Origin of the sequence: Nocardia takedensis NBRC 100417 (assembly GCF_000308695.1) — a bacterium.
Taxonomy (GTDB): domain Bacteria; phylum Actinomycetota; class Actinomycetes; order Mycobacteriales; family Mycobacteriaceae; genus Nocardia; species Nocardia takedensis.
In genome coordinates, this window is sequence record NZ_BAGG01000051.1 from 20,065 (window position 1) to 33,158 (window position 13,094).

Genomic DNA, 13,094 nt, shown 5'->3' on the forward strand with positions numbered 1-13,094 from the left:
ACGTAGCATCCGTCGGTGTGAGTGCGAGCGTCATCTACCACAACCGGACCACCTACGAACTACTCATGCGTGGTCTCTACGGGCGGCACTACGGTGCCCGCTACCGGGCCATCGCCGAGTTGATCCCCGACGGCGCCGACGTGGTGGACGTGTGCTGTGGTCCCGCGACCCTCTACACCGGGTACCTGCGCGACAAAGGGGTCGACTACACCGGCCTCGACCTGAACGAAGGCTTCATCGCCCGGCTCACCGAGGCGGGCGGCACGGGGCGGGTGTGGAACGCCCACGCCGCCGACCCGCTGCCCGCCGCCGACCACCTGCTCATGCAGGCCAGCCTCTACCACTTCCTGCCCGATCCCACGCCGGTCATCGACCGCATGCTCGCCGCCGCGCGCGACCAGGTGATCATCGCCGAACCGGTCCGCAACCTCGCCTCCAGCGACAACAAGGTGCTCGCCGCGGTGGCCCGCCGCTTCACCGACGCGGGGGAGGGCGCCGAGGAACACCGCTTCACCGAACCCACCCTCGACGCGCTGATGCGCGGCTACGGCGACCGGGTCGTGCGGCGGCAACTCATCGCGGGCGGGCGCGAGAAGCTCTACGTCCTGTCGGCAGGAGCCTGACCCGAAGCGCTAGACCTGGAAGGCGGTGACCGCGTCGACCACCCGGTCGACCTGGTCGTCGCCGAGCGCGGGCCACAGCGGCAACCGCAGCACCGTCGCCGAGAATTCGGCGCTGCGCGCGCACCGCACCGGCGTGCGTCCCAGCTTCAGACCCGCCGGACTCGAATCCAGCGGAATGTAGTGGAACGGCGCGGAGATGCCGCGCGTGGCCAAGTGCGCGATCAGATCGTCGCGACGCTGCTCGGTCGGAGTGCGCAGGTAGTACAGGTGCGCGGTGTGTTCGCGATCGGCGGGCACGTGCATCAACCGCACGTCGTTGCGCGCGGCCCAGTCGGGCAGCGCGGCGGCGTAGGCGTCCCACACCCGGTGCCGACCGGCCTGGATGAGATCGAACTCGTCGAGTTGCGCGTCCAGCACCGCGGCGTTCAACTCGCTGGGCAGATAGCTCGAGCCGATGTCCTGCCAGGAGTACTTGTCGACCGCGCCGCGCAGGAAACGGGCCCGGTCGGTGCCCTTCTCCCGGATGATCTCCGCGCGCGCCATCAGGATCTCGTCGGTGAGCAGCAGCGCGCCGCCCTCGCCGCAGTGCACGTTCTTGGTGTCGTGGAAGCTCAGCGTGCCCATCGTGCCGATGGCGCCCAGCTTGCGTCCGCGCCACGAGCCGCCGAGACCGTGGGCGTTGTCCTCCACGATCGCGAACCCGTGCGCGTCGGCCAGATCCTGCAGACCCGCCATATCCGCGGCGACGCCGCCGTAGTGGATGACGACCACGGCCTTGGTGCGCGGGGTGATCACCGCGGCGACCGCCGCCGGGTCGAGATTGCCCGTCTCGGGATCGATGTCGGCGAACACGCAGGTCGCCCCGCGCAGCGCCATCGAGGTCGCCGTGGAGGTGAAGGCGAAACTCGGGACGATCACCTCGTCGTCGGGACCGAGTTCGAGCAGCAGGCCCGCCATCTCCAGCGCCGAGGTGCACGAGGTGGTCAACAAGGCGTGCGGCGCGCCGGTGATGGTCTTCAGCTTCGCGGTCGCCGCCGCCGTGAACGGGCCGTCGCCGTGACTGTGATCGGAGGCCAGCACGGCCCCGAGGTTGGCGAGTTCGTTGCGCGCCCGGTACGGACGGCTGAAGATGACGCGGTCGGTGCTCAAACCCGTCGATCCCCCTACTGGCTGAGGTTGGTGGACAATTCGCGCGGGGGCGCGGGTTGGGCCGCGTCCGCCGTCACGGAGGCTACCCCCGGATCCCGGCTCTCCGCCGGGCGAGGGGTCGGCGTGCGCACCGTCAGGTACAGCGGTTTGCCGACCAGGATGTGCAGCGCGACGCCGAGATATTCGGCGATCAGGCCGAGGGAGAACAGCACCGCCCCGGAACACAGCAGCAGCACCACGATCGTCGAGGCCCAGCCTTCGGGGGCCCAATCGTCGGTGCTCAGCGCCTCGTAGACGACGACGCCCGCCATGATCACACCGCCCAGCGCCAGGGTGACCCCGAGCATGCTCACCAGGCGCAGGCCGCGGGTGCCGCTGCACAGCACCATCTTCCAGAACAGCGAGAACAGGCGGCGGTAGTTGTAGCCGGATTCCTCGCGGCCCTCCGCGCGCAGTCGCACCGGCACCTGCGCCACCCGGCCCACCACCCAGGTCAGCGCGACGTCGAGGTAGACGCCGTTGGAGGCGACCTCGGCGAGTTGGCGGCCGATGTCGCCGCGGATGAGGCGGTAGCTCTCGAATCGGGTCGAGTCCGGGAAAGCGAAGATCGTGGCCAGCACCAGCTTGGCCCCGCGCGAGGTGAGGTTGCGCAGCAGACCGTGCGGACGGGTGTTGCTCGGCTTGGAGTAGACGAGGTCGGCGCGTTCGGCCAGCGCCGCGTCCAGGAATTCGCCGATGAAGGCGGGATCGTGCTGGCCGTCCTCGTCCATGGTGACGATCCAGTCCCCGCGCGCCGCCGCCATGCCCGCGATGGTGGCCGCGTCCTGCCCGAAGTTGCGGCTGAGCCAGACCGTGCGGACCTCGGGGTAGGTCCGTGCCAACTCCAGAAGCACCACATCGGAACGGTCGGGGCCGTTGTCGTGGACCAGCACGATCTCCTCGACCAGGAACGGCGCACCCGACGGAGTCCGCGCCTGGGCCGTCATCTCGTGCAGTTCGGCGACCAGCGCGCCGATGGTGTCCTCGCCCCGGTACACCGGCACCACCACCGACACCGCGTGCGGCCGGTCCACGCCGGGCAGACCGCGATCGTCCGCGGCGGGACGGGAGGAACGAGGGGAGGGAATCGGCATCAGCTGGATCGACTTTCGAAGACGGTGCGTGCCGGAATATCCGCTGCACAGCGGAGCCCCGAGCCGCGGTGAACTCTAGCACGGGGCCGAGGGCGGATTCCGGAGCCGGACATCACACCATCATCATGGCCGCCCGCGCCGATGCCAAGCCGACCGCGTGTCTGTAGGGTTTGGATCTCGTGACGGATAGTGCAGTACCGAGGACGACGCTCGACGGGGTCGCCGAGGCGTCCCGGGAGGTCGTTCCCGCTCCCGATCCGAATGCGGCGCGGCGGGATTCGCGACGCGAAGTCCTGCGGTGGACCGTCGTCACCGTCCTGGGCGTGATCGCGGGTTACGCGGCGGTGCTGCTGGCCAACGCGCGCCACTATTTCACCGACGACACCGAGTCCCAGTACACCGCGCTGTGGGTGGGTCTCGGACGTTCGCTGCGCGAGGGCGTCTTCCCGGTCATGGTCCCCGAACAGTGGATGTCCGGGAACAACACCATGGACGACGCGGGCTTGTTCAACCCGCCGCAGTTGCTGATCGACCTCATCGCGCCCTCGGTGGACAACGTCGCGCTCTACGCGACCCTGGTCAAGCTGATCTTCGCGATCATCGCCGCGACCGGCGTCTACCGGATCGGTCTGGCCTACGGCGGCTCCCCGGCTTGGTCGGCGGTGGCGGGCATCGCCTTCCCGCTCTCGGGCTTCTTCCTGTTCTTCGATCAGGCCAGCTGGATGACCGCGCTGACCGGCACCGCGTGGCTGGTGCACGCGTGGGCCTCCGCGGTCCGCTACACGCGCGGGCGGTCCGGGCCGATTCCGGTCTTCGTCTTCCTCTATCTCTGCATCTCGACGCAGTACATCTTCCCGGCGGTCGAGGCCGCGCTCATGCTGCTCGCGGTCGCCGTGGGCGAGTTGGTGTACCAGCGCAAGTGGCAGCCGGTCCTGCGGTTGACCCTGGTCTCGGCCTGCGCGGGGCTGGCCGGTCTGCTCACCTTCCTGCCGAGCATGCTCTCGGCCAAGGTGACCTGGCGCGGCACCGCCCAGATCATCAACGACCAGTTCCTGACGGTGCCGTGGTCGGAATCGCTGAACGCGAGCCTGCCCAGTTCGCTGCCCGCCTTCACCTCGTGGTGGGGGTACGTGCAGCCGATGCCGGTCACCTATATCGCGTGGTTCCTGATCCCCGCGCTCGCCTTCGTGGACTGGGGTCGCGCGCGGACCGCGTGGCGCGAGTTCGTCGCGGTCGGGCTGTTCTCGATCATGATGCTGATGTGGACCGCCGGGCCGGGCTCGGTCGGTCCGCTGCGCTGGCCGGTGCGGGTGCTGCCGATGCTGGCGATCGGTCTGCTCGTGCTGGTCTGCCTGCTGCTCGGCCGCTACGGCACCCTGCGCGACATCAAGGGCCGGGCCATCGCCGCCGCGGTCCTGATCGGCCTGCTGTGGGTGCGCACCTTCTCCGCCGACCCGCACGACGTGCTCTGGCACGTGCTGGCCGCGGCGGTGGTCGCCGCGCTGGTCGCCGCGGTCGTGTGGCTGGCGGCGAACAAGGGGATCGCGGCGGCCTGCGCCCTGACCATCGTGGCCATGTTCCCGATCGCCTACTTCCAGGTCGAGGCGGCCCAGCCCACCCCGATGTCGTGGAATCTGCCCGCCCAGCGCTCGGAGGCGATGGCGAAATTCCCCGACTTCACCGGCACCACCATCCAGTTGGGCGACCGCGGCCTGCTCGGCCCGCAGGACAAGAGCATCGACGCGGGCTACGGCTCGCTGGTCTTCGGCAACTACGCCAGGGCGCTGGAACAGGACTACGTCAACGGCTACACCCCGACCGGCCACTTCTACTTCGGCGAGCTGACCTGCATGCGCTGGGACAGCAGCGTCTGCCCGGATGCCTACCGTCGCATGTTCGCCCCCGAGCCGACCACCGGACTGCCGCTGGTCGACCTGATGAAACTGGACCGGGTGGTGCTGCAACGGGCGCTGTTCCCCGACGCGGTGAACCAGCCCGCGCCCGACGGCTGGAAGTGGGTCGACTATCCCGGTCACGAGAAGTACATCGCGGTCCTCGAACGCGAGGGCGGTCCGGTCTCGACGGTGAACGGGCGCGTCTCCCACACCGACAAGGTGCAGGCGGTCTCGCTGTCGGAGACCGACACCACCAGTCGGGTGCGAGTCACCTCCGCCGAGGGCGGCAAGGTGGTCTTCGCCCGTCTGGGTTGGCCGGGCTACCGGGTCACCCTGAACGGGAAACCGCTCGACATCACGACTGTCGCCAAGTCTTTCGTCGCCGTACAGATCCCGCCCGGGACCAATGCCGCCGAACTCGAACTGACCTGGCGTCCGCCGGGGTGGAAGATCGGCATCGCGACCATGGTCGCGGGTCTGGCGGGTCTCGGCGTCCTCCAGTGGCTCTGGGTGCGCTCGCGCCGGCGCGACACCGACGGCGAGGCCCCGGATTCCGCGCCTAACGCACCGGAGCGCGCGCTCGCCGACGCGGTGTCCTGAGCGCGGCCCCCGCCCGGCGGGAGACCGCCCGGTCCGCGACCTGCGGCGGGCGATCCGCGCGGCGGCGGTAGGGTCTGTGACTCGTGGTGGAACGCGACGCTCCCGCCGGGCGGGCCGTATACACGTGGGGTCTGGTGACCGCGGTCGGGGTGATCGCGGGTTATTGCGCGGTCCTGGCCGCCAACGCCCGACATTTCTACGCCGACGACACCGAATCCCAGTACGCCCCGCTGTGGGTGATGCTCGGCCGCGCGCTACGCGAAGGACGCTTCCCGACGCTCGTCCCGGAAAACTGGCTCGCGGGCAACTACGCCATCGAGGAAGCGGGACTGCTCAACCCGCCGCAGTTGCTCATCGACCTGATCGCGCCGTCGGTCGACAACCTCGCCGGCTACGCGACCGTGGTGAAACTGCTGTTCGCGATCGTGCTGGGACTCGGCGTCTTCCGGGTGTGCGAGGAGTACGGGGCCGCGCTGCCGTGGGCCGCCGTCGCGGGCGTCGCCGCGCCGTTCACCGGATGGCTGCTGTTCTTCGACGAAGCCAGTTGGTACACCGCCTTCACCGGCACGGCGTGGCTGGTCCAGGCGTGGGCCTCGGGGATTCGCTACGCGCGCGGCCGGTCCGGCCCGATCCCGACGTTCGTGTTCCTCTATCTCGCGATCTCGGTGCAGTACATCTTCCCGGCCGTGGAGGCCGGACTGGTGATCGTGGCCGTGGCGGTCGGGGAATGGGTCCACCAACGCCGCGCCGCCCCCTCGCTGCGGTTGCTCGCCGTCTCGGCCTGCGCGGCCGCCGCCGGCCTGGCGACCTATCTGCCGAGCATGCTCTCGGCCAAGGTGACCTGGCGCGGCACCGCCCAGATCAACAACGACCAGTTCCTGACCGTGCCGTGGTCGGAATCGCTGAACGCGAGCCTGCCCACCGCCCTGCCCGCCTACAACTCGTGGTGGGGGTACGTGCAGCCGATGCCGGTCACCTATATCGCGTGGTTCCTGATCCCCGCGCTCGCCTTCGTGGACTGGGGTCGCGCGCGGGCCGCGTGGCGCGAATTCACCGCCGTCGCCCTGGTCGCGATCGGCGCGCTGATGTGGACCGCGGGCCCCGGCACCATCGGCCCGCTGCGCTGGCCCGCCCGCGTCCTGCCGCTGCTGGCCCTGGCGCTGCTCGTGCTCGTGTGCCTGCTGCTCGGCCGCTTCGCCACCGTCCGCGACGCGCGCCCGCGACTGATCGCGGCGGGCGTGCTGATCGCGGCGCTGTGGCTGCGTTCGGCCTCGGCGGCCCCCGATCTGTGGGTCCGACACCTGCTCGCCGCCTTGGCCGTCGCCGCCCTCGGCGCGCTCGCGGTCCTGCTCGGCGTCCGTCGCGGCGGCGCGGCGGCCTGTCTGCTGATCCTGATCGCGACGATCCCGATCGCGCACCTCCAGGTCCGCGCCGCCCAACCCACCCCGCTCGGCTGGAACCTGCCCGAACGCCGCTCGGCGATGAAAGCGGCCTTCCCCGACTTCCCTGGCACCACCCTGCAACTGGCCGACCGCGGACTGATCCCGCCGTCCGAGCGCACCCTCGACGGAGCCTACGGATCACTGGTCTTCGGCAACTACGCCAAGAATCTGGAGCTGACCTACGTCGGCGGCTACACCCCGAACGGCCATCTGAGCTTCGGTGAATTGCTCTGCATGCGCTGGGACACCAGCGTCTGCGCCGACGCCTACCGCCGCGCGTTCGTGGTCGAACCGTCGACCGGTCGGACCGTGGTCGATCTGATGAAAGTCGACCGGGTCGTGTTGCAGCGGACGCTGTTCCCGCGCGCGGGAATCGAACCCGCCCCGCCCGGTTGGCAGTGGGTGTCGGTGCCCGGCCACGACCGCTACATCGCGGTGCTCGACCGCCGTGACGGACCGGTCTCCACCCGCGACGGCCGCATCGCCGCCGTCACCGGGGTCACGGCCACCTCGGTCAGCGAGAACGACCGGGTCAGCCGCGTCCTGGTCGACTCGCCCGACGGCGGGCGTGTGGTCTTCGCCCGCCTGGGCTGGCCCGGGTACCGTGTGACACTCGACGGACGGGAACTGCCCGTCGAACTCGTGGCCGGGAGTTTCCTCGCGGTGGACATCCCGGCGGGTACCGACAACGGTGAACTGACGGTGGCCTGGGCGCCGCCCGGTCGCACGCTCGGCGCCGCGGCGATGGCGCTGGGACTACTCGGAACGGGGATACTGCAATGGACGTATCGACGGCGGCGCGACCGGCCGATTCCGGTGGCGACCGCGCCCGCGCCGCGCGAACTGGTGGAGGCCCGGTGACCGAGTTCGACGGGGAGGCGGCCGGTCACGCGGGCGCGGTCGGCACCGAGGACCCCGGCCCGCTGCTGCGGTTGGTGCGCCGACAGGAACTCGCCTTCGCCGTCGTCGGCGGCTTCAACACCGTGTTCGGCATGGCCCTGACGGTGCTGTGGATGTCGATCCTGGGCCCCGACACCCAGCCGACGGTGGCGGTGGTGTTGGCCTACGCCATCGGCCTGACGGTCGCCTTCGTCCTGCACCGCACCCTCGTTTTCCGGGTGCGCGGCCACGTGGTCCGCGACTTCCTGCGGTTCTGCGCGGTCAATTCCGGCGGCCTGCTGCTCAATGTCGCGCTGGTGGAACTGGCGGTCACCGTGCTCGGCTTCCCCGCCAGACCGGCCGCGGTCGTGGTGATGGGCCTGGTGGCGGTGGCCAGCTTCTTCGGGCACCGCTACATCTCCTTCCACCGGCCCGCGCCGGACGGTTCCCGACCCGATCCGGCGGCCGGGTAGGTTGTCGGACATGCCGTACGAAACCGCCCTGGACACCACACTGTTGAGCCTGCTCGCCTGCCCGCAGGACAAAGGCCCGCTGCTGCTGGTCCGCGCCGAGGGCGGCAGCCTGCTCTACAACCCGCGCCTGCGCCGCGCCTACCCGATCGACAACGGTATCCCCGTGCTGCTGATCGACGAGGCGCGCGAGGTGGGGGAGGACGAGCACACCGCTTTCACCGCCCAGCAGTCCGCCGACTGAGCGTTCAGGCTTCCAACGAACCGGTGAGATAACGCTGCACCGTCGGCCCGACCGCGGCGACGAGGTCGGGCAGCGGCATCGAGGCCAGCGGTTCGATGCCGACCAGTTTGCGCGCCACCAGAATGCCCATCATCTGCGAGGCCACCAGCGCCACCCGGGCGCGGCCGTCGTCCTCGGGCGTCGCGATCCGCTGCCGCACCTGCTCCAGCACGACCTCCAGGACGAAGGTGCGCGCCAGCGAGTCGTCGCCACCCGCCAGCATGCTGCGCAGCACCGCGACCAGGCCCGGCCCGGCAGGCGAATCCCACACCCCGACCACGGTGGCGATCAGCGTCTCTCCGATCCGGTCCAGCGGCGCGGCCAGGACCGTGCGCAAGGGGGTCTCCGGATCTATCGGCAAGTGCGCGACCGCGACGAACAATTGGCGTTTGGTGCCGAAATAGTGGTGCACCAGCGCCGGGTCCACGCCCGCGTCACCGGCGATGGCGCGGATGGAGGTGTTGTCGAAACCGTTGCGCGCGAAGCGCTCCCGGGCGGCGTCCAGAATCGCCTCGCGGGCGCCGGAACGGCCGGGCCGACGACCCGGGCGACGCGCGCCCTCCTCGGCCGACCCGGCCGCGCTCACGCCGTCCTACGTCGCAGGGTCGCCGCGCCCAGCGCGAGGGCCACCACCGCGAAAGCCGCGACGACGCCGATATCCCGCCACATCTGGCCGGTCACCTCCGGATTCCGCGAAACCTCTTGCAGCGCGTCGACCGCGTAACTCAGCGGCAGCACGTCGCTGACGGGTTGGAGCCAGCCCGGCAGCTGATCGCGCGGCACCAGTAGACCGCACAGGAAGATCTGCGGTGCGACCACCAACGGCATGAACTGTACGGCCTGGAATTCGGTGCGGGCGAAAGCGCTGGCCAGCAACCCGAGCGCGACGCCGCAGATCGCGTCGACCACCGCGATCACCACCACCCAGAGCGGATCGCCCGCCGCTTGCAGATCGAGCGGCCCGAAGGCCACCAGACAGGCCACGATCGCCTGGGCGGCCGCGGCCAGCGAGAACGCCGTGCCGTAGCCGGCGAGCAGATCGCCCTTGGTCAGCGGGGTGGTCAGCAGCCGCTCCAACGTGCCCGAGGTGCGTTCGCGCTGCATGGCGATCGCGGTGATCAGGAACATCACGATGAACGGCAGGATGCCGAGCATGCTGATGCCGACCCGGTCGAACAGCGACGGCTGACCCGGCGGGTGCGGCGTGTCCTGGTAGATGAAGTACAGCAGCGCCATCAGCAGGGCGGGCACCACCAGGATCATCGCGACCGTGCGACGGTCGTTGCGCAGTTGGCGCAGGATGCGGCCGGTGGTGGCCAGGTAGGGCCGAAGCGACGGGGTGGAGGTGGCGCTCATGCTGTCGGTCCCGTCGTGATGAGGGTGAGGAAAGCCCGTTCGAGGTTCTGTTCGCCGGTGCGCTCGCGCAGTTCATCGGGACTCAGCTCGGCCAGCAGTCGTCCCTCGCGCAGCAGCAGGAGCCGATCGCAGTGTTCGGCTTCGTCCATCACGTGGCTCGACACCAGCAGTGTGGTGCCGTCGGCGGCGAGTTCGTGGAACTGCTTCCACAACTCCACCCGCAACACCGGGTCCAGGCCGACAGTCGGTTCGTCCAACAGCAGCACCTCGGGCCGGGCGACAAGGGCGCAGGCCAACGAGACACGCGTCATCTGGCCGCCGGACAGTTCGTCGCCGCGCTGGTGGGCGTGGTCGAGCAGCCCCACCGCGCCGATCGCCCCGTCGACGTCGCCGCGGTCGCGGCCGTAGAGCGCGGCGTAGTAATTCACGTTCTCGCGGACGCTGATATCGGCGTAGATGCTGGGCGCCTGGGTGACGTAGCCGATGCGGCGGCGCAGGTCGGCGGAGCCCGCGGGCAGGCCGAGGGCGGTGATCTGCCCGCCCGTCACGAGTTGGGTGCCGACGATGCTGCGGATCAGCGTGGTCTTGCCGCAGCCGGAGGGCCCGAGCAGACCGGTGATCGACCCGCGCGGGATTGTCAGCGAAATATCGTGCAGGACTTCGCGTTTACCGCGGCGAACGGTGAGGTCGCGGACCTCGACGGCGGGGGATGGGGGCGGCTGCGACATGGTCGCCTCAATTCATCAGGCGTTGAATTCACTGTGTGATGAATTAAACGCCGACGCGGGACCGCGCGCAAGAGGACAAGGCTGCCCCGACGCGCGTCCTCCGGCCCTACCGCCGATCCGGGAGAATGCGGCCGTGTCCGCAGACGATCTCGCCCTCGACCCGCCCGCCGCCGCCCGCCGCCTGCTCGGCGCGACCCTGTGGTCCGGCCCGGTCGGGCTGCGGATCACCGAGGTCGAGGCGTACGGCGGCGACCCGGCGGGACCGTGGCCCGACCCCGCCTCCCACTCCGGCCGCGGCCGCACCCCCCGCAACGCGGTGATGTTCGGCCCGGCCGGCGTGCTCTACGTCTATCTCAGCTACGGGATGCACTACTGCTGCAACGTCACCACCGGGCCGGACGGCATCGCGAGCGCCGCGCTGGTGCGCGCGGGCGACATCGTCGCCGGGCACGAGGAAGTCCGCGCCCGCCGACCGGCCGCCCGCTCCGACGCGCTGCTGGCCAGCGGCCCCGGCAACGTCGGCAGCGCGCTCGGTCTCACCCTCGCGGACTACGGCACACCGCTGCTCGACCCGTCCGCCCCCATCCGCCTCGACCTGGGCGACCCGCTGCCCGACACCGCCGTCGCCCGCGGACCCCGCGTCGGCGTCAGCCTCGCCGCCGACGTGCCCTGGCGGTTCTGGCTCCCCGCTTCGCCTTCGGTCTCGACCTACCGCCGCAGTCCCCGCGCCCCGCGCATCGCCTGACCGGCGATCGGCCCGCCCGGGCGCGGGGTCGTCATCGGATCGCCGGACCTGCCGGTCGCGCGCATTCCGACGGAAAGACGCGCGGCCTGCCAGGACCGTTCGGCAGGTGGGACCTGGGCTTCGGCCCGGCCGCCCGGTGCGGGAAGATGGGCGGCGTGAGCGGCGATATCATCGACGAACTGACCTGGCGCGGCCTCATCGCGCAGTCCACCGATCTCGACGCGCTGCGCGCGGCGGCGGCCGACGGGCCGCTGACGCTGTATGCCGGGTTCGATCCGACCGCGGCCAGCCTGCACGCCGGCCACCTGGTCCCGCTGCTCGCCCTCAAACGATTCCAGCGGGCGGGCCACCGACCGATCGTGCTCGCGGGCGGCGCCACCGGCCTCATCGGCGACCCGCGCGACGTCGGCGAACGCAGCATGAACTCCACCGACACCGTCGCCGACTGGGCCCAGCGCATCCGCTCGCAACTCGAGCGTTTCGTGGACCTGGACGATTCCCCGACCGGCGCGCTCATCGTGAACAACATGGACTGGACCGGCCCGCTGTCGACGGTCGACTTCCTGCGCGGGATCGGCAAACACTTCTCGGTGAACGTCATGCTCGCGCGTGACACCGTCAAGCGCAGGCTCGACGCCGACGGCATGTCCTACACCGAGTTCAGCTACATGCTGTTGCAGGCCAACGACTACCTCGAACTGCGCCGCGCCCACGACTGCCGATTGCAGGTCGGCGGCTCCGACCAGTGGGGCAACATCATCGCGGGCGTCGAACTCAACCGCCGCGTCGACGGCGAATCGGTGCACGCGCTGACCGTCCCGCTGGTGACCTCGGCCGACGGCAAGAAGTTCGGCAAGTCGACCGGCGGCGGCAGCCTGTGGCTCGATCCGGAGATGACCAGCCCCTACGCCTGGTACCAGTACTTCGTGAACACCGCCGACGCGGACGTGGTCCGCTACCTGCGCTGGTTCACCTTCCTGTCCCGCGAGGAACTCGACGACCTGGAGACCGCCACGGTCGAACGTCCGCACGCGCGCGAGGCCCAGCGCAGGCTGGCCGCGGAGATGACGACCTTGGTGCACGGCGAGGACGACACCCGCGCGGTGCAGTTGGCCAGCCAGGCCCTGTTCGGTCGCGGCGAACTGCGCGACCTGGACGAGTCGACCCTCGGGTCGGCGCTGCGCGAAGCGGCGGTGGACAGCACGGTCGCCGAGGTGGGGCCGCAGACGCCGGACACCATCGTGGACCTGTTGGTCGCCAGCGGACTGTGCGAGAGCCGCGGGGCGGCCCGGCGCGCGGTGAACGAGGGCGGCGCCTACGTCAACAACGAGAAGATCGCCGACCCCGAGTGGACCCCCGCCGAGGGCGACTACCTGCACGGACGCTGGTTGGCGCTGCGTCGGGGCAAGCGGAACATCGCGGGTGTCCTGCGCACGCGGGGATGACCGCGGCGTGGCTCGGGTCACACTTGTGCGGCACAAGCCGCGTTTCGCCCGCCTCGCGAGCCCCTGACCTGCGAAATCACATCGCTGTAGTGCGGATTTGACCTCGCGTTCCCGACCGCGTAACTTATGTCGAGTCAGAGCGACACGGACACCGACCCGGAGCCCGAAACGCCAGCTCAGAGGCTGGAAATGGGACCGGGAAACGAGGTAGTACGAGGAGCGCCTGGCCAACCTGTAGAACACCCGGCCTGATCATGGCGATCGAGCGGACTTGACTCCGTGAGATGCTTCGGATAGGCTGGAAAAGTTGCCTCAAGGAAGTTGCCCGATTATCGGGTGGTGGAAC

12 protein-coding genes are annotated in these 13,094 nt (G+C 70.3%); 7 read left to right on the forward strand and 5 right to left on the reverse strand.

What is annotated here, in order from left to right; translation table 11 throughout:
• Positions 1–17: 17 nt before the first annotated feature.
• Positions 18–623, forward strand: coding sequence for a class I SAM-dependent methyltransferase (locus ON30_RS10650; RefSeq protein WP_040706217.1), 606 nt, complete (start codon positions 18–20; stop codon positions 621–623).
• A 9-nt stretch (positions 624–632) separates the two neighbouring features.
• On the opposite strand, the gene rffA is transcribed toward ON30_RS10650, so the two are convergent.
• Positions 633–1,772 (reverse strand): dTDP-4-amino-4,6-dideoxygalactose transaminase, encoded by a 1,140-nt coding sequence (gene rffA, locus ON30_RS10655; RefSeq protein ID WP_040706218.1) that lies wholly within the window; start codon positions 1,770–1,772, stop codon positions 633–635.
• Positions 1,773–1,786: 14 nt separating this feature from the next.
• Positions 1,787–2,905: a glycosyltransferase gene (locus ON30_RS10660; protein ID WP_083911298.1), complete on the reverse strand. Its 1,119-nt coding sequence runs from the start codon at positions 2,903–2,905 to the stop codon at positions 1,787–1,789.
• A gap of 323 nt (positions 2,906–3,228) precedes the next feature.
• Between ON30_RS10660 and ON30_RS10665 the strand changes: the two genes are divergently transcribed.
• From ON30_RS10665 to ON30_RS10680, 4 genes are all read left to right on the forward strand, one after another.
• Positions 3,229–5,400: a hypothetical protein gene (locus tag ON30_RS10665; protein WP_063719860.1), complete on the forward strand. Its 2,172-nt coding sequence runs from the start codon at positions 3,229–3,231 to the stop codon at positions 5,398–5,400.
• An 86-nt stretch (positions 5,401–5,486) separates the two neighbouring features.
• Complete coding sequence (locus ON30_RS10670) at positions 5,487–7,703, forward strand: membrane protein (protein ID WP_040706239.1); 2,217 nt, start codon at positions 5,487–5,489, stop codon at positions 7,701–7,703.
• On the forward strand, positions 7,700–8,194 hold the full coding sequence (locus ON30_RS10675; protein WP_051029165.1) for a GtrA family protein: 495 nt from the start codon (positions 7,700–7,702) through the stop codon (positions 8,192–8,194). The genes ON30_RS10670 and ON30_RS10675 overlap by 4 nt, the downstream gene beginning before the upstream one ends.
• Positions 8,195–8,204: 10 nt before the next feature.
• Positions 8,205–8,435 (forward strand): Trm112 family protein, encoded by a 231-nt coding sequence (locus ON30_RS10680; RefSeq protein ID WP_040706241.1) that lies wholly within the window; start codon positions 8,205–8,207, stop codon positions 8,433–8,435.
• 4 nt (positions 8,436–8,439) lie between these two features.
• Here the strand turns inward: ON30_RS10680 and ON30_RS10685 are convergent, their stop codons facing one another.
• The 3 genes from ON30_RS10685 to ON30_RS10695 are packed head-to-tail and all read right to left on the reverse strand — an operon-like array spanning position 8,440 to position 10,558.
• Positions 8,440–9,060, reverse strand: a complete 621-nt coding sequence (locus ON30_RS10685) for a TetR/AcrR family transcriptional regulator (protein ID WP_040706221.1) — start codon at positions 9,058–9,060, stop codon at positions 8,440–8,442.
• Positions 9,057–9,830 (reverse strand): ABC transporter permease, encoded by a 774-nt coding sequence (locus ON30_RS10690; protein ID WP_040706223.1) that lies wholly within the window; start codon positions 9,828–9,830, stop codon positions 9,057–9,059. The genes ON30_RS10685 and ON30_RS10690 overlap by 4 nt, the downstream gene beginning before the upstream one ends.
• Positions 9,827–10,558: an ABC transporter ATP-binding protein gene (locus tag ON30_RS10695; RefSeq protein WP_040706224.1), complete on the reverse strand. Its 732-nt coding sequence runs from the start codon at positions 10,556–10,558 to the stop codon at positions 9,827–9,829. Before ON30_RS10695 ends, ON30_RS10690 begins: the two co-directional genes overlap by 4 nt.
• A gap of 133 nt (positions 10,559–10,691) precedes the next feature.
• Between ON30_RS10695 and ON30_RS10700 the strand changes: the two genes are divergently transcribed.
• Together ON30_RS10700 and tyrS are read left to right on the forward strand one after the other, a co-directional pair.
• The gene (locus ON30_RS10700; protein WP_040706226.1) at positions 10,692–11,303 is read left to right on the forward strand and encodes a DNA-3-methyladenine glycosylase; all 612 of its coding nucleotides are present in this window, start codon (positions 10,692–10,694) and stop codon (positions 11,301–11,303) included.
• A 155-nt stretch (positions 11,304–11,458) separates the two neighbouring features.
• A complete protein-coding gene (gene tyrS, locus ON30_RS10705) occupies positions 11,459–12,748 on the forward strand; it encodes a tyrosine--tRNA ligase (RefSeq protein WP_040706242.1) in 1,290 nt (429 codons plus the stop codon).
• The last annotated feature ends 346 nt before the right edge of the window (positions 12,749–13,094 follow it).

Coding starts and splice junctions, on each gene's coding strand:
- ON30_RS10695 (WP_040706224.1), bottom strand. CDS start 10,558: ATGTCGCAGCCGCCCCCATCCCCCGCCGTCGAGGTCCGCGACCTCACC.
- ON30_RS10680 (WP_040706241.1), top strand. CDS start 8,205: ATGCCGTACGAAACCGCCCTGGACACCACACTGTTGAGCCTGCTCGCC.
- ON30_RS10690 (WP_040706223.1), bottom strand. CDS start 9,830: ATGAGCGCCACCTCCACCCCGTCGCTTCGGCCCTACCTGGCCACCACC.
- ON30_RS10660 (WP_083911298.1), bottom strand. CDS start 2,905: ATGCCGATTCCCTCCCCTCGTTCCTCCCGTCCCGCCGCGGACGATCGC.